Below are 16,473 nucleotides of genomic sequence, written 5' to 3'. Positions count from 1 at the left end.
GACCTGCCACGGTCAGAACTTGCGGATGGCGGACAGGTCCCGGACGTTCAGCCGCGACCGGCCGGCCTCGGTCGGTACCAGCATGATGACCACGCCGACCACCACCGCGATCGCCACGGGATTGCTGACCGGCCCGGCGGGGTCGCCGATCGGATTGTTCGAGACCGCGACGATCCGGTCGAGCGCCGCCTTGCTGAGCTTCACGTCGAGCTGCCGCGCGGTTTCCTCCGGTCGGATCGTCCAGCTGTCGACATAGCGTCCGTCGTCCAGCACCTTGTGGAACAGCGTCAGGACTTCCTTGTCGGTGCGATCCTTGACCTCCTTCAGCCGCGACGGCGAGATCGCGCGCAGCGCCTTGGCAGTCGCGTCGCTCAGCGGAACGCCGATCGCCTTCGCGGTCGCCTGTGGATCCTCCAGCGCGGCGCTCAGGCTGGTGCCGCTGTCGCGCAGCTTGTCGCCGAAATCGATCAGGTCCGACCGCACGTCGCCGCTCGACAGCAGGTTGCGGACCACCGCCGGCAGCTCGCGGGGGGACGGGATGGGGATGGGCGGCTTGCCGGTGCTGCCGCAATAGAAGCCGCCATCGTCATCGTCGTAGATCAGCATCGCATCGCTGCCGAGCGGACCGATATCCGCCTCGATCTGACCGACGACGAGGTTCGCCGCCTTGGTGGCCAGCGCCTGAAGCTCGCGCCGCGTGTCGGCGTCTGCCTTGGGCGACCAGGCGTTGTTCAGCAGCGCGGTCGCGCGCAGCTGCTTGAAGATCGCCGGATCGAAGGGTGGAATCCGCCGAACGCCATTCGCCGTGATGATAAGGCCGCCGCCGTCGCCGCCGCCGAACAAGATCGTTGCCATGATTGCTCTCCGATGGAGAAGATGATCCCCCGATACGGGGACTCGACTGGCGACCTTCGAGCCTAGCCATAGTCCCATTATGGGTATGTCGCAATCGGACGGCGACGTCGTGGAGGCGGATTTCGATCTCGATCTGGAATGATCTTGTCAGAGTTGCGAGGCATACAGCTGACGCGACTATATTTGTCTTGAAAGATATTTGTACTGATCTTCAACCGGGCTTCAGCGGATGCGCGCGGCGATCCGGTCGAGTTCGTGCTGGCGCAGCGGGACCGGGAATTCGGCGAGATAGCGGCTGCCTTGCGACTCGGTCACCGTCGCGGGCCAGCCCGTGGTGCCGCCCAGCAGGATCCACAGCTGGGTCATCATCGCGATCGGGGTATCGGCCTCGAACTCGACCACCACCGCGTTCAGGCTGCGCACCCGGATGTTCCACCAGCGCGAGCCCTGGCGCGCGGTTCCGGCGGCGTCGAGATGCAGCGCGGTCTTGTCGGTGTTCAGCCCGAACCCCGCCTCCAGATCCTGCATGCCGGCGGGGCGGGCGGCGTCGATCCGCGACGGGCGGTCCTGGATCTGGCGCAGCCAGGGCATCAGCATCTGCCAGGCCAACTCGGTGTCGAAGGCGACCCCGGCGTGACCGTCGCGGACCCAGCGCACCCGACCAGATACCGGCCGCAGCCCGTCAAAGGCGATCTCGATCTTCTCGTCCTCGAACAGCTCGAAGCCAAGCTGCAGGCCGACGCCTGCCTGGGACAGGTTGCGCGCGCGGGCGAACTGGACGCGAGGTCCGCGCCGCACCGATACCGCCTGGTCGAGCTCGACGCGCGGCACGCTGCGCCGGTCGGCAGGCAGGCCGGCCAGATTGCGCGCCAGCGCGCCTACGATGTCGATCCGCTGGTCGAACAGGAAACCGGCTTCGCCCGCGTCCGTCCAGCCAATCGATCCGTCGAGCGGCGGTCCGCTGTCGACCTGTAGCGTGAACCGGTCTCCGGTTGCGACCGGGGCGAGCAACTGCAGCGTCGCCCCTGCCGAGCCGAGCTTGCGGATCAGGCAGTGATGCCGCGTCTCGCCGTGCACCAGCCAGGCGGAGTCGAGATATTCGGGGGCGGCGCGGACGGGGACCGACTCGGGGGGCGTGGCACCCAGACAGAAGATCGTCGCCGATCGCAGTGCCGCACTCATGCTCGAACCCCAGAAACGCCAGGCAATTCCATGACGTTTGTCGCTGAAGAATCCCTTAAGCAGCGGTGCCGGGATGGCCGTGTCGGCGATCGGATGCGATGATCGGAGCCAGCCGATCGCAACGGGAGTGGGTGCATGACCAGGAAACGCTGCCGCTGGGCCGAGGGCGAGGATGCGCTCTACCGCGACTATCACGATACCGAATGGGGCGTGCCGGTGCGCGACGCGCGGCAGCTTTGGGAAATGCTGATGCTCGAGGGGTTTCAGGCGGGCCTGTCCTGGCGCACCATCCTCCACCGGCGCGAGGGGTTCCGCCGCGCCTTTGCCGGGTTCGATCCGGCGAAGGTCGCGGCGTTCGGGGCGGAGGATGTCGAGCGGCTGATGAACGATGCCGGCATCATCCGGTCGCGCGCCAAGATTGACGCGACCATCGCCGCCGCCCGCATCTATGAAGAGATGCGCGCCGCGGGCGAGGATTTCTCCGTCTGGGTCTGGGACATGGCGGGCGGGGTGCCGAAGGTGAATTCGGGCACCGACGTCCCCGCCTTGACCCCGGTCTCCCAGGCGATGTCCAAGGCATTGAAGAAGCGCGGGTTCAAGTTCGTCGGCCCGGTGATCGTCTATGCCTGGATGCAGGCGGTCGGCATGGTCAACGACCACGCCCCCGACTGCTTCCGCCGCACCGAGGTCTAGCCGGGCAGCGCCAGCCGTTCCTCGATGCCGATCGCGTCGAGAAATGCCTCGTCATGGCTCACCACCAGCAGCGCGCCGTCATAGGCGCGGAGACCGGCCTCGACCGCCTCGATCGAGTCGAGATCGAGATGGTTGGTCGGCTCGTCGAGGATCAGCAGCCAGGGCGGGCGCTCGCCGCCAAGCGTGCAGGCAAGCCCGGCGCGCAGCGTCTGCCCGCCGCTCAGCGTCTCGACGATCTGCAGTGCGGCGTCGGCGCGAAATGCGAAGCGGGCCAGCGCGGCGCGACAGGCATTCTCGGTCGCGCCGGGGTTGAGCCGGGCGAAATTGTCGCGGATCGAAAGGCTGGGATCGAGCAGATTGGCCTGCTGGTCGAGCATAGCCAGTCGGTCGGTCGCGCGGACCGTACCGGCGAGCGGCGCCATCTGGCCGGCGATCACGCGCAGCAGGGTCGACTTGCCGCTGCCGTTCGGGCCGGTGATCGCCACGCGTTTTCGGCCGATCAGCGCGTAGGAAATTTCCTTCGCCAGCGGCCGGTCATGGCCGATGGTCAGATTTTCCAATTGTACGACCGTATAATTGCTCGGCAGGCCGCTCAAGGGGAGGGCGACGGTGATCGGCTGGAGCACCTCGACCCGGGCGCGTGCGGCCTGGGCGATGTCTCGCGCCTCGCTGATCTGGCGCTCCGCCAGGCGCCGGGCATCGCCGCCGCTGGCCTCGGCGCGGTTCTTCATCGCGCCGAGCAGGATGCGCGGCTGGTCGCCCTTGGCCGCCTTGCGCTTGCCGGCGCCGTCGCGGCGCGCCTTGCGTTCGGCCTGGTGCTGCGCGGTGCGGGTCGTCTGGGCGAGGCGGCGTTTGGCATCGGCAAGGTCATGCTCGACCGCGGCAAGCTCGATCGCCTTGCGCTCGCGCCAGGCGCTCCAGTTGCCGCCATAGCGGGTCGCGCCGAGACTGGTCAGCTCGACGATCGCATCCATCGCGTCGAGCAATTCGCGGTCATGGCTGACCACGATCGCACCCGCGCGCCATCCGCCGAGCAGCGCCAGCACCGCGTCGCGGCCGTCGCGGTCGAGATTGTTGGTCGGCTCGTCGAGCAGTAGGAAATCGGGCTCGGCCAGGATTGCCGCGGCCAGCCCGGCGCGGGTGCGCTGTCCGCCCGACAGGGCAGAGAGCGGCGTCGTCACAGGCGCGTCGAGGCGCAGATCAGCGAGCGCCGCCTCGATCCGGCTTTCGAGCGTCCAGTCGGCATCGGCCAGCTCCTCCACGCTGGCCTCGCCGCGGGCAGCCCGGTGGAGCAGACCAAGCGCGTCGCGAACGCCGAACAGGTCGGCGATCGTCTCGCCCTCGCCCGGCGCGAGCGATTGACGCAGCAGGGCGACGCTGCCGTCGACCAAGACGCTGCCGGATTGGGGCACGATCTCGCCCGCAATCAGGCGGAGCAGGCTGGTCTTGCCGGTGCCGTTGCGGCCGATGAGCCCGGTGCGCTCGCGCCCGAAGCCAAGCGTCAGATCGTCGAAGAGCCGGGTGCCGTCAGGCGTGGACCAGGCGAGGTTGGAAAGCGTGATGGCAGGCATGAACAGGGACCTTCCCGAGGGCATTGCAAAGCGGCGATGCGTTCGGGGAGAAATCCAACGTTCTGTCCTTTCGGGCTTTCGGAAGCGCGAGAGATAGGCAGCGTCGACCGCCGGATCAAGCGCGCGGCCGTGTCAGGCGGTCCAGTCGCCCGACTTGCCGCCCGTCTTCGACACCAGGCGAATGTCCTGCAGGATCATACCCTTGTCGATCGCCTTGGCCATGTCATAGACCGTCAGCAGCGCGGTCGAGACCGCGGTCAGCGCCTCCATCTCGACCCCGGTCTTGCCGTCGGTCGCGGCGGTTGCGGTGGCGGTCACGCCGCGTTGGTCGGGCACCAGATCGATCGCCACCCGGGTCAGCGGCAGGGGATGGCAGAGCGGGATCAACTCGGCGGTCTTCTTCGCCGCCATGATGCCCGCGACGCGCGCGACGGCAAGGACATCGCCCTTCTTCACCAGCCCGTTCGCGATCGCCGAGGCAGCCTCGGGCGACATGGCGATGCGGCCGGTGGCTATCGCCTCGCGCTTCGTCACCGCCTTGCCGCCGACATCGACCATGTGCGCCGCCCCGCTCTCGTCGAGATGGGTCAGGCGAGTCATCCCACCAGCGCCCGGGTCGCGGCCTCGACATCGTCCTGGCGCATCAGCGCCTCGCCGATCAGGAAGCAGCGCACGTCATGCTCGGCCATCGCATCGAGATCGGCGCGACTGGTCAGCCCGCTTTCGGCGACGAAGGTGCAGTCGGCCGGGGCGCGGCCGACCAGCTCATAGGTCCGCTCGAACGAGACGCTGAAATCCTTGAGGTTGCGGTTGTTCACCCCGATCAGCCGCGAGCGCAGCTTCAGCGCGCGCTCCAGCTCCTCGGGACCGTGCACCTCGACGAGCGCGTCCATGCCGAGTTCGAACGCGGTCGCCTCGATCTCGGCCATCTGCCCGTCTTCGAGCGCGGACACGATGATCAGGATCGCGTCGGCGCCGATGCTGCGCGACTCGATCACCTGCCAGGGATCGACCATGAAATCCTTGCGGATCACCGGGATCGTCACCGCGGCCCGCGCGGCGATCAGATAATCCTCATGCCCCTGGAACCAGGGCGCATCGGTCAGCACCGACAGGCACGCCGCGCCGCCCGCCTGATAGGCGCGGGCATGGGCGGGGGGATCGAAATCGGGACGGATCAGCCCCTTGGACGGGCTGGCCTTCTTCACCTCGGCGATCAGGCCATAGCCGCCCGCCGCCACCTTGGCATCCAGCGCGGCGCGGAAGCCGCGCGGCGGGGTCTGCGCCAGTGCGAGTTCGCCCAGGCGCGCGACACTGGTCGCTGCCTTGCGCTCCGCCACTTCCTCGCGCTTCTTCGCGAGAATCCGGTCCAGCATGTCACTCATCAAAAGGCGATCCAGCAGTCGAGCAGCGCATTGGCAAGCCCATTGTCGAGAAACTCCGCCGCTTCCTCCGCGCCCGAACGCAGGTCGGTGGCGCGGCCGGCGACCATCAGCGCGGCGGCGGCATTGAGGATGACGGCGTCGCGATAGGCGCCATGCTCGCCCATCAGCAGCCGGCGCAGCGCGACCGCATTTTCCTCGGGCGTGCCGCCGCGAATGGCGCTGAGCGGATGGCGCGGCAGGCCGGCATCCTCGGGCAGGATTCGGGTGGGCAGCGATGCGCTGCCGACATTCACCACGACGCTGCCGACCTCGGTCGACAGCTCGTCCAGCCCTTCCTCGCCCGAGATCACCGCGGCGGATGCGGTGCCGAGCTGCTCCAGCGCTTCGGCATAGATCGGGGCGTAGTCGGGGCGGGCGATGCCGATCAGCTGGCGGGTGACATGCGCCGGATTTGCGAGCGGGCCCATCAGGTTGAAAATCGTGCGGCGACCGATGCGGCGGCGGATCGGGCCGATCCGGGCAAGCGCGGGGTGATGATGCTGCGCGAACAGGAAGGCGATGCCGATATCGTTCAGGCTCTCTTCGGCGCGCGATGCGGCGCGGTCGAGGTTCAGGCCCAGCGCCTCCAGCGTATCGGCGGCGCCCGACTTGCTCGATGCGGCGCGGTTGCCATGCTTGGCGACGGGAATGCCGGCCGCTGCCACGACCAAGCTGACGGCGGTCGAGACGTTGAGCGTGTGATGGCCATCGCCCCCGGTGCCGCACACATCGATCGCGCCCTCGGGCGCGCTGACCGAGACCGCGCGCGCACGCAGCGCCCGTGCTGCCTCGGCAATCTCGATGCTGGTTTCGCCGCGTTCGGACAGGGCGATCAGGAAGGCCTCGATTTCCGTCTCCGGGACATGGCCGTCGAGCATGTCGTCGAACGCCTGCGCCGCGCTCTGGCGGGCCAGGGGGGTGCTGGGATCGGGCAGAAGGGCAAAGCTGGTCACGCGGGCAGCTATTCCGTCGGCGCGGGGCGAAGTCGAGAAAGAAATCTTCGTGGCCGTGCGGGTCGCGACGATCAGCCTTCCTCGATCGACCGGCGGCCGTCGGGGCCGATCGCCAGCTCGCGCCAGTCGATCTCCTCCTGCAGGCGGAGATAGTCGGAAGCCCCGATCGCGTCGGTCTCACGCAATTCGTCGAGGCGGCGGCGCTGGGCGGCGACCGTCGCCAGCTTGAGTCGCTGGCGGCGCTCGAAATCCTCGGCATCGCCCTCCAGCGCGCCGCGATCGATCTGGAGCTGGCGCCGCGTGTCGGCAGCGCGAATGCTCTCGTCGCCCTCGATCGCCTCCAGCGCCGCATCGATCAGTGCCAGCCGCGCGGCATGTTCCTCGCGCTCGCCCGCGCCGCCGTCGTTCAGGCGCAGCAGGCGGATCAGCGGCGACAGCGTCAGCCCCTGAAAGACCAGGGTGGCAAGCACGACGGCAAAGGCGGACAGGACGATCAGGTCGCGCTGGGGGAAGTCGGCGGGCAGCGCGAAGGCGGTGGCGAGCGTCACCAGGCCACGCATCCCGCACCAGCCGACCGCGACGCCCTGCGCCAGCGATGCAGGCTGGATATCGCCGCGCAGTCCCCCGAACCGCGCGCTCAGCCGGTTATAGACGAGCACCCAGACGATGCGGGTGACGATGACGCCCAGCACGACTAGCCCGGCAAAGCCAAGCGCCTCCTCGATCCCGCCCGGGTCCATCTGGCTGAGGATCTGGCGGACCTGCATGCCCATCAGCAGGAAGGCGAGGATGTTGAGCAGGAATACTGCGGCACTCCATACCGCGAAGGACTGGACCCGGCTGCGCGCGTCGGACGTCACCTCGGTGCTGCTGGCGATGGTCATCGCCATCGCCACGACGCACAGGACGGCGGACAGCTCCAGCCGTTCGGCGATGATCCACAGCGCGAAGGTGCTGGCGAATTCGAGCAGATTCCCGCCGAGCGAACCGCGGGTATAGGGGACGATCCGCCGCATCAGCCACGCCCCGGCGATGCCCAACAGGATGCCGCCGGGAACTGCGACGCCGAGCCGGAGCCCGACCGACCCGTCGACCGCGCCATGATCCTGGATCGCCACCGCCGCGCCGAACAGGAGCAGCGCCGAGGCGTCGTTGAGCAGGCTCTCGCCGGTCAGCACCTCGACGGTGCGCCGCGGCAGCTTCGCCGATTGCAGTACGCTGGTCGCCGCGGCCGCATCGGGCGGCGCGACGATCGCGCCGAGCGCAATGGCGGCGGCGATCGGCAGGCCGGCAAAGGCCCAGCCGATCCAGGCGACGACCGCGGTGGTCAGGAGGACCGCCAGCACCGCCAGCGCGAACAATTGTCGCCACAGCTTGCGGATGGCGGCGAGGGGAAAGTCGAACGCGGCATCGACCAGCACCGGGGCGATGAACAGCGCGAGCACGGTGTGCGGCTCCAGCGCGATCGCCGGTGTGCCCGGCACCATCGCGACGATCACCCCGGCCGCGGCCAGGAGCGTAGGGTAGGGGATGCGCAGCCGCCGCGACACCTGGAGCAGCAGCACCGCCACCAGCAGCAGCGCGATCAGGCTTTCGAAAAAGGTCATCCGCGCACCCTCGTCCCTGCGTCCCCGTCCGACGCGCCGACCCGGTGTCCCTGAAACTCAGGCCAGCGCGCGTGCCTCAATGCCGGAAAGGCTCAGAAAGTTCGCAAGCATTGCATGGCCATGTTCGGTCGCGATGCTTTCAGGGTGAAACTGCACCCCGTGGATCGGCAGCTCGCGGTGGCGGAAGCCCATCACCGACCCGTCGCCTGCGGTCGCGTTGACCACCAGATCGTCGGGGATCTCGGTCACGATCAGCGAGTGGTAGCGCGTCGCGGTGAAGGGCGAGGGCAGGCCCTGGAACAGGCCGGTCCCGTCATGCTCGACCGGGCTGGTCTTGCCGTGCATCAGCCCGCCGCGAACGACCTTGCCGCCGAAATGCTGGCCGATCGACTGATGGCCCAGGCACACGCCCAGCAGCGGCTTGCGCTGATCGGCACAGGCTGTGACCAGGTCGAGGCTGATCCCAGCCTCGTTCGGAGTGCAGGGGCCGGGCGAGATCAGGAACGCCTGGGCATTGCTGGCGATCGCCTCCTGGGCGGTCAGCGCATCGTTGCGCACCACCTTCACCTCGGCACCCAGCTCCATCAGATAATGGACCAGGTTCCAGGTGAAGCTGTCGTAATTGTCGATGACGAGGATCATGGGACCGCTTTAGGGCGTCGCGAGAAGCTGTGCGAGATCGTTTTTCCAGAAGCGCGCCCAGGTGTGGGTGCCATGCCCCTTGGTCTCGGTCGTCGCGGGCAACAGGATATAGCGGGCGCGCGGCATCCGCTTCACTTCGCGCTCGGCGATGCCGAGTTCGGGCGGGTTGATGAAATCGTCCGCCGAATTGATCCACAGAACCGGCACCGTGATCCGCTCCAGCTGTGCCGACGGATCATAGTTGCGCGAGGAATCGAAGAAATAGAGGCTGTCATTGGCGTCGACCCCGCGGCCGCGCAGCGCAAAGGCCTCGTCCAGCGCCTTGTCCGCCGCGTCGCGCGTCGGGAAATTCGCCTGGAGCGCGACGACATTGCCGCCGGCGATGACCGACAGGGCGGCGGCGGTGCGCAGCCCGGCGGCGGGCTGCTCGGTATAGTTGCCGCCATTCCACATGGGGTCGGCGCGGATCGCATCCATCAACATCTTGCGCCACATGCGATTGCGCCCGGCGATCGCCACCGGCTGGCAGGCGAAGGGGGCCAGCCTTTTGGCGAAGCCGGGATGCGCCTCGCCCCACATGAAGGCGTGCATGCACCCCATCGAGGTGCCGAGGATCAGCTGGAGCTCGTTCACGCCCAACCCGTCGACCAGCAGGCGGCGCTGCGCCTCGATCATGTCGGCATAGTCGTAATGGGGGAAGCGCATCCGCAGCCCGTCGCTGGGACGCGACGAGCCGCCATGGCCCAGATTGTCGGGCAGGATCACATAATAGCGCGTGATGTCGAGCGGCTGGCCGGGGCCGTAAAGCTCGTCGGCGAATTGCGGCAGCAGGAACTGCTTGCCCGTGCCGCCGGTGCCGTGAAGCACCATGACCGCATTGTCGATGCGACCCTTGCCATCGCGGTGGGGCGTGCCGAGGGTCGTATAGTGAATCCGCACTTCGGGAAGCGTCTCGCCGCTGGTGAAGCGAAAGTCGCGGATGACGTGATCGCCCTCCCGCGTCGGCCAATCGGCAGCCACTGCGGGCAATGCGGTCAGAAGGAGCGACAGCAGCGTGAGCAGGCGAATCATCGGGTGAGCGTAGGTGCTGCACCCCGCTGGTACAAATGGCGGACGATCAGTAAGTAATCATACGAAGTCTGAACGGGTCTGTCAGTGTTGACGGGTCCCATGCCGCCGACATTGAATTCTATTCAGTAAAAACGTTGCGAAATCGAAACATAACCGGGCCTTGCCGTGACGTTTCTGCAACATGCGGTTCAACTCATCTGTGGATTCCATCGATTCGTCGCGATGGTCCGGAGCCGAACTCAAGTTCCATTCATTTAACTTGCGACATGATGAAGCAACTTGCCCCCGTTCGCCCCCGTGCCGCGCTGTTGATCGGCGCCGCATTCCTCGCAACCCCGGCGTTCGCCCAGGATGCGTCCGCGCCGCAGCAAAGTGTGACACCGCCCCCGGTGACCAGCACTGCGCCCGCGACGACGCCCGCACCCGCGCCCGCCCAACCGGCGCCGACGATCACGTTCGCGCCCAACACGCCACAGGTCCAGCAGGCCCCGGCCACCCCCGAGGCGCAGCCGCAGCCGGCCGCGCGCGCCGAGAGCCAGCCCGCGCGGACCCGCACCACCACCACGCGCGCTGCCGCCCAGCCGCGCTCGACCGCCCCGGCGCGTCCGGCCGCAGCGGCCGCTGCTCCTGACGCAGCGGCTCCGTCCGCCCCGGCAGCTGACGCCCCTGCAGCAGGTGCTGCGGCACCGGCGGCGCCCGGCGCCACCAGCGCGGCACCGGCGGTTCCGGAGCCGGTGACGCAGGGTGATCCGAGCCAGTCGCAGGTCGATACGAGCACGGCCACCACCCAGCAGAGCGAGTCGAGCAGCCAGGGTTCGCTGCTTCCCTGGATCCTCGCCGGCGCGGCGGTGCTTGCCGGCCTGATCGCGCTGATGTTGTTCCGCCGTCGTCGGACCGAGGACGAGGTCTATTATGACGAGCCGGTCGTCGTGGACGAGCCGGTGGCGGCGCGTGAACCGGTCGTGGTTCGCGAACCGGTCGTTGCTCGCGAGCCGATCGTCGCGCGTGAGCCGGTGGTTGCCCGCGAGGAGCGTGTCGCGCCCAGCGTCGATGGTGATCCGGAACTGATCCGGATGCGCCAGGAGCGTGAGGCCGCGATGGCCGCAGCTGCCGTGGCTCCGGTCGTTGCCCCGACCGCTGCCGGCGATCCGGAGCTGATCCGGATGCGCGAGGAACGTGAGCGCGCCCGTCAGACCGGTGGCGATCCCGAGCTGATCCGCATGCGTGAGGAACGTGAGGCTGCGATGCGCGCCAATGCCGCTGCTGCCGAAGAGGTCGAGGTGGTCGAGGCCGAGTCGGACGATGTTGCCGGCCTGACCGCTGCCGCGCCGGTGTCGCAGCGTCCGTGGCTGGAATTCGGCATGCGCCCGGTCCGTGCCGGCACCAGTGCCGAGGAAGCGCTGGTCGATATCGAGCTGACCGTAGCCAATGCCGGCGACATCGATGCCCGCGACGTCCGCATCTCGACCTTCCTCCTGTCGGAGACCGAGGCCAGCGAGATGGAAAAGCTGATGATCGAGCGTGACCCGACCGAGGTGCCGCCCGTCACCATTCCGGCCGGTGAAGGCAAGCGCGTCGACGCCACGCTGACCCTGCGCAAGGACGGCCTGCCCGACGCCTTCACCCCGGTCGTCGTCGCCGATGCCCGCTATCGCCTGCCCGACGGCAGCGAGGGTCGCACCTCGGCCAGCTTCCGGGTTGGCCTGTGGAACGACAGCGAGGCGCTGGAGCCGATCGCGACCAATGGCTCGGAAATGCACGCCAATGTCGCGGCGGAACTGCACGGTACCCCCGAACGCGTCTGATCGCACCGATCGTCACGCGGGACCCGCCCTTCGCATTAGCGAAGGGCGGGTCTTTTTCATGCGCGCGATGAGTGGCAAGGGGTGCGCGATGAACGACGACAGATTTGCAGCCGAGGTTCAGGTTCGGCTGCCTAGGGCAGGGCATGTGAGCGCAGGGAAATATCGCATCATCGGGCTGGCGAGCGTCTCGGCGATGCTGCTGGCGTCTCCGGCACTGGCGCAGCAGGACGCGCCTGCACCGGAGCCGACGCCTGCGCCGAGCCGGCCGCCGGTGGTGACCCTGCCCGGCGCGGACAATTTCAACCTGCGACCCTCGGGCGCGCAGCCGACGCCGGCGCCGACCCCGACCGTGGCGCCGCCCGTGGTGCGGGCGAGTCCGACCCCCGCCGCGCGCGCGACCCCGACGCCGCGAGCCGCCGCCACCCCGACCCCGCGCGCGACCGCAACGCCCGCTGCGGCGCGGACCGCGCCCGAGCCTGCAGCGGCGGCTACGCCGGCGCCGGTCGCGACACCGTCCCCGGCGATCGAAACGCCTGCGCCGACGGCTGCTGCCACGCCCGTGGCAGTGCCGACCGCAGCCGTTGCGGCGCCGGCTGCCGAAGAGGGCGGCTTTCCGTGGTTGTGGGTGCTGCTGGGCGGTGTCGGCCTCGCCGCGGTCGGGGCAGGGGGCTGGCTGCTCGGCCGTCGCGGCCGTGCCCAGGACGGGGATATGCTCGATGAGGCGCCGGTCCCGACCCCCGCGCCGCAGCCCCGCCCGGATCCCGCTCCCGCGCCGGCCCCGGCGCCTCCGGCGGACCAGCCCGTCCCCGCGGCACCGCGACCGTCGCCACCCCCCGGCACCGTCACCTTGCCGCCCCGCGCGCCGCAAATGGCCCCGCCGCGCCAGGCCCCGCGCCCGCAACCGGCCCGCCCGCAAGTCGCGCCCGAGCCGATCCAGAGCCAGCTCGTCGTCGAGCGGCTGGAATTGGGGCGCGAGGGCGTGATCATCGATTTCCAGCTGTTGCTGAACGCGCCCGAAGGTGCGCAGGGCGCACGCGCCGCGATTGCGATGATCAGCGCCAGCGCCGACCAGGACGCGCAGATCGCCGCCTATCATGCCCGTCCGCCGGTCGGCGCGGCGCAGGGACCGTTCGATCTGCCACGCGGCGAGCCCCGCCGCCTGAACGGCCAGATCATGCTGCCCAGCGACCGGATCAACGTCGTCCAGCTGGGCGGCCGGCCGATGTTCGTGCCGATCGTGATCGTCGACCTGCGCTGGAACGCCGGGCTGAGCGTCCGCCAGCACGGCGCGGACTATATGGTCGGCACCGAGGGCGCCGGAGGAAAGCTCGGCCCGATCTGGCTCGACAAGCAGTTCGAAGGGGTGCTGGCGACCAGCCGCTATGTGCCGAAGCTTCCTGTGGCGGCCGCCTGAGGGGCTGGGCTGTCAGTTCCCCTCCCGCTCGCGGGAGGGAGATGCACGGTCGGTCAAGCCCCTGGCTTGACCTGGACAGCCCGGGGGGCTGTCCACCTGCATCTGGGAGGGCGTGTCCCCTAGCAGTCCAGCTCATGTGACACGCCCTCCCCCGGCCCCTCCCGCGAGCGGGAGGGGAGAAGTGGCGGAAGGGGAGAAGAACCGCAGCGCCCCACCCCCAAAAGAAAAAGGCGGCCCGTTGCCGGACCGCCTCTTCCTGTGATCTGCCGAGTGGCAGCTCGCTGGTCCCGGCCGGAGCCGGGATAATCGCCTGGGCGATTACTTGACCTCGACGGTCGCGCCGGCGTCTTCGAGCTGCTTCTTGATCTTCTCGGCCTCGTCCTTGTTGACGCCTTCCTTGACCGGCTTCGGAGCCGACTCGACCAGCGTCTTGGCTTCGGTCAGGCCCAGGCCGGTGATGGCGCGGACTTCCTTGATGACGTTGATCTTCTTGCCACCGTCGCCGGTGAGGATCACGTCGAACTCGGTCTTCTCTTCCTCGGCCGGAGCAGCGGCGCCGCCGCCAGCAGCAGCAACTGCAACCGGAGCAGCGGCGGTGACGCCCCACTTCTCCTCGAGCAGCTTCGACAGCTCAGCGGCTTCGAGGACGGTCAGCTCGGACAGCTGGTCAACAATCGCGTTCAGGTCAGCCATGGTAATACTCCATTCAATTCAATAGGTTTGGGAAATCGGTCGCAAAGTGCCGCGTGGATTACGCGGCTTCCTTCTCGCTGTAGGCCTTGAGCACGCGAGCCAGCTGCGCCGCCGGTGCCTGAGTGATCGCTGCAAGCTTGCTCGCCGGTGCCTGAAGCAGGCCGACGATCTTGCCACGCAGTTCATCAAGCGAGGGCAGCGAGGCAAGCGCCTTCACGCCTTCCACGTCGAGTACCGTGCCGCCCATTGCGCCGCCGACGATTTCGAGCTTGTCGTTCGTCTTGGCGAAGTCGACGATCACCTTGGCAGCAGCCACGGGATCGACCGAAGTGGCGAGCGCGGTCGGACCAGTCAGCAGGTCAGCAATGCCTGCATAATCGGTGCCATCGAGCGCGATCTTGGCAAGACGGTTCTTCGCGACCTTATAGTTCGCACCGGCGTCGCGCATCTTGTTGCGGAGGTCCGTCGACTGCTTGACGGTCATCCCGAGGTTGCGGGTGATGACCACCACGCCGACCTCGTTGAAGGTGCGGTTCAGCTCGGCAACGGTTTCGGTCTTCTGGGAACGATCCATGCCGGTCTCCTCGTTTTGGACCCCCGGGGGGATCCGGTTACACTAGTCCGAGGGGCACGATCGTCGATGCCAGAGGATTTCCCTGGCTGACCCGGAAACCCGTGCGAATGCGCAGGCGGCCGGTAAAAATCTGTCCCCGTCTTGGCAGGAAATTAAGACCGGCATATTCCGGTCACCTACTGTCTCGGACGGTTTCCTCCCGAAGGAGGAAGCGCGCCCATAGCGGGATTGGCGGGGGAGTCAAGTTTTTCGCGCGAACATCAGCGCGCGGGCAGCCCGGCCAGGATCGCGGCGGCACGCGTCTTCTCGGGCGACTCATAGCCGGCCTCGGCGAGCGGCCGCAAGAGACGGCGGGCGGCGTCGGGGTTGTTCTGGCGCGCAAAGGCCTCGCCCAGCATCAGCCGCTGGGTGGGGGCGGCCGGGACCAGGTCGATCGCCTTCAGCAGCCCTTCCAGCGCGCGGTCGGGCGGGGTCTCGCCGGCATCGACGAAGCTGCGATACCAGGCCAGCAGCGGCCCCGGCGCCTCGGGGTCGAGCCGGTTGGCGCGGGCGATCCAGCTGCGTGCCGCCTTCAGCCGGACGGCTCTCGTCTCGGCCGGGCCGTCCAGCGCCTGACGGGTCAGCGCCACGCCCTTCCATTGCAGCGCAGCCACGCGTTTGGGATCGACCGCCAGCACCCGCTCGGCAGCGGCGAGGCATTCGGCGGCATTGCCGCTGCGGCACTCGGCCTCGGCCAGCAGCAACTGGGCGTCGGGATGGCGCGGATAGCGTGCGCTGTCGCTGCGCAGCCGGGCAAGCCAGCGGTTGCGGGCGGCGATCGCCGCATCGGGATCGCGCGACGATGCGGTCTCGACCCGCGATCCGAGTTCGAGCCGCCCCTTCAGGAACGCCGCCTCGCCGCGGTTGAGCTGCCGGACCACCGGCTCGCCGGCCAGTTGCGCGGGATAGGTCATCTGCTCCCAGGGCACGCGGCTATTGTCGTAACGGGCGACGTCGCGCGCGAGCTTGGCCGGATCGCCGAAGACCTTGGCGGCTTCGTCCAGCGGCTCGCCGCGGACATAGGCGGCCAGATAGTCGTGCAACTGGCCCTTCCGCTCTTCGGAGAAGAACAGATAATGGGCCAGCACCCAGGCATGATAGGGCGTCCAGCGCGGGCGCTTGGTCTCGACCAGATATTTCCCGTTCAGCACGTCGCGGACCGGATAGTTGAGGAACCAGTCGGTCACCTTGCGGATGCCCTCGGGCGGGCGGCCATATTCGATCTTGCCGTCCTCGCGCACGCGGATCGTCGCGAAGATCTCGCCAAAGCCGTCGAGATACCAGCGCGGCCAGGGCTGGGGGAAATAGGTCATCAGATAATGCTGGGCGAAGCCGGCATAGATGCGACCCTCGGCGGAGAGCGGCACGGTCACCGCGCTGACCGTCGCGGTCAGCATGTCGGGATTGGGCGCGCCGAACAGGCCGGCGTCGAGCTGTCCCGTCTGGGGATTGAGCCCGGGCACGGACAGGCTGGCGAGGCTCTGTCCGCTCTGGAGGACGATGCGCTGGTCGATCCGGCTGCCCGCCATGACCGCGCCGTCCTCGCGCGGGTCGTAATAGCGCTGGATGGGGAAGGCCTGGGCAAAGGGTCCCTGGCGCGAGCGCAGGTTGCGCAGGTCCATCGCGTCGAACTCTGCAGTGTCGCCGATCAGCGTGACGCGCAGCTTCAGCGCAGAATCGGCCTGGCCATAGCGGTTGAGCAGGATCGACAGCAGCATGTTCAGCCGCTCGAGATTATGCGCGATCCGGACGAGCTCCTGCTCGCGGCCGTCCGAATAGACGAGGACGTGGTCGGTCTCGGCCACGCGCCAGTCGCTCAGCTTCGCCAAGCTGCCCTCGACGACGATCTCTTCGCCCGTGGCGGACTGGGCAAGGGCGGGGATGGGGAGGGCAAGCGCGACCGCCGCCAGTGCCGATGCCACCTTGCGCATGTAGTGTCCCCTCCCGTCG

15 protein-coding genes are annotated in these 16,473 nt (G+C 68.5%); 3 read left to right on the top strand and 12 right to left on the bottom strand.

The window, feature by feature from the left end; genetic code table 11:
* Positions 1-12: 12 nt before the first annotated feature.
* Together ACZ1H8_RS02560 and ACZ1H8_RS02555 are read right to left on the bottom strand one after the other, a co-directional pair.
* On the bottom strand, positions 13-855 hold the full coding sequence (locus ACZ1H8_RS02560) for a hypothetical protein (RefSeq protein WP_465179849.1): 843 nt from the start codon (positions 853-855) through the stop codon (positions 13-15).
* A gap of 222 nt (positions 856-1,077) precedes the next feature.
* Complete coding sequence (locus ACZ1H8_RS02555) at positions 1,078-2,037, bottom strand: PilZ domain-containing protein (protein ID WP_465179848.1); 960 nt, start codon at positions 2,035-2,037, stop codon at positions 1,078-1,080.
* Between the two features lie 135 nt (positions 2,038-2,172).
* Between ACZ1H8_RS02555 and ACZ1H8_RS02550 the strand changes: the two genes are divergently transcribed.
* Positions 2,173-2,730, top strand: coding sequence for a DNA-3-methyladenine glycosylase I (locus ACZ1H8_RS02550; RefSeq protein WP_465179847.1), 558 nt, complete (start codon positions 2,173-2,175; stop codon positions 2,728-2,730).
* Here ACZ1H8_RS02550 and ACZ1H8_RS02545 read toward each other — a convergent pair.
* From ACZ1H8_RS02545 to ACZ1H8_RS02515, 7 genes are all read right to left on the bottom strand, one after another.
* Complete coding sequence (locus ACZ1H8_RS02545) at positions 2,727-4,301, bottom strand: ABC-F family ATP-binding cassette domain-containing protein (RefSeq protein ID WP_465179846.1); 1,575 nt, start codon at positions 4,299-4,301, stop codon at positions 2,727-2,729. The genes ACZ1H8_RS02550 and ACZ1H8_RS02545 overlap by 4 nt on opposite strands.
* A gap of 132 nt (positions 4,302-4,433) precedes the next feature.
* Positions 4,434-4,901 (bottom strand): cyclic pyranopterin monophosphate synthase MoaC, encoded by a 468-nt coding sequence (gene moaC / locus ACZ1H8_RS02540; protein ID WP_465179845.1) that lies wholly within the window; start codon positions 4,899-4,901, stop codon positions 4,434-4,436.
* A complete protein-coding gene (gene trpC / locus ACZ1H8_RS02535) occupies positions 4,898-5,686 on the bottom strand; it encodes an indole-3-glycerol phosphate synthase TrpC (protein ID WP_465179844.1) in 789 nt (262 codons plus the stop codon). Before trpC ends, moaC begins: the two co-directional genes overlap by 4 nt.
* Positions 5,686-6,678, bottom strand: a complete 993-nt coding sequence (trpD, locus tag ACZ1H8_RS02530) for an anthranilate phosphoribosyltransferase (RefSeq protein ID WP_465179843.1) — start codon at positions 6,676-6,678, stop codon at positions 5,686-5,688. The genes trpC and trpD overlap by 1 nt, the downstream gene beginning before the upstream one ends.
* 71 nt (positions 6,679-6,749) lie before the next feature.
* Entirely contained in the window at positions 6,750-8,285 is a 1,536-nt protein-coding gene (locus tag ACZ1H8_RS02525) for a cation:proton antiporter (RefSeq protein ID WP_465179842.1), read from the bottom strand.
* A 57-nt stretch (positions 8,286-8,342) separates the two neighbouring features.
* Positions 8,343-8,927: an anthranilate synthase component II gene (locus ACZ1H8_RS02520; RefSeq protein ID WP_465179841.1), complete on the bottom strand. Its 585-nt coding sequence runs from the start codon at positions 8,925-8,927 to the stop codon at positions 8,343-8,345.
* A gap of 9 nt (positions 8,928-8,936) precedes the next feature.
* Positions 8,937-9,998 carry an alpha/beta fold hydrolase gene (locus ACZ1H8_RS02515; RefSeq protein WP_465179840.1) on the bottom strand — a complete coding sequence of 354 codons (1,062 nt, stop codon included), beginning with the start codon at positions 9,996-9,998 and terminating at the stop codon, positions 8,937-8,939.
* A gap of 266 nt (positions 9,999-10,264) precedes the next feature.
* Here ACZ1H8_RS02515 and ACZ1H8_RS02510 point away from each other — a divergent pair, with 266 nt between their 5' ends.
* A complete protein-coding gene (locus ACZ1H8_RS02510) occupies positions 10,265-11,803 on the top strand; it encodes a hypothetical protein (protein WP_465179839.1) in 1,539 nt (512 codons plus the stop codon).
* 88 nt (positions 11,804-11,891) lie between these two features.
* On the top strand, positions 11,892-13,217 hold the full coding sequence (locus ACZ1H8_RS02505; protein ID WP_465179838.1) for a hypothetical protein: 1,326 nt from the start codon (positions 11,892-11,894) through the stop codon (positions 13,215-13,217).
* Between the two features lie 318 nt (positions 13,218-13,535).
* Here the strand turns inward: ACZ1H8_RS02505 and rplL are convergent, their stop codons facing one another.
* The 3 genes from rplL to ACZ1H8_RS02490 form a co-directional block, all read right to left on the bottom strand.
* Positions 13,536-13,910: a 50S ribosomal protein L7/L12 gene (gene rplL / locus ACZ1H8_RS02500; RefSeq protein ID WP_110156893.1), complete on the bottom strand. Its 375-nt coding sequence runs from the start codon at positions 13,908-13,910 to the stop codon at positions 13,536-13,538.
* A gap of 58 nt (positions 13,911-13,968) precedes the next feature.
* A complete protein-coding gene (gene rplJ, locus ACZ1H8_RS02495) occupies positions 13,969-14,484 on the bottom strand; it encodes a 50S ribosomal protein L10 (RefSeq protein ID WP_110156894.1) in 516 nt (171 codons plus the stop codon).
* Positions 14,485-14,744: 260 nt separating this feature from the next.
* Positions 14,745-16,454, bottom strand: a complete 1,710-nt coding sequence (locus tag ACZ1H8_RS02490; RefSeq protein ID WP_465179837.1) for a tetratricopeptide repeat protein — start codon at positions 16,452-16,454, stop codon at positions 14,745-14,747.
* Between the last annotated feature and the right edge of the window lie 19 nt (positions 16,455-16,473).

This window comes from Sphingomonas sp. BL-S-25 (assembly GCF_055521555.1).
Note: the sequence above shows the minus strand (reverse complement) of the source record. Positions and strands in the feature narration are given on the sequence as shown.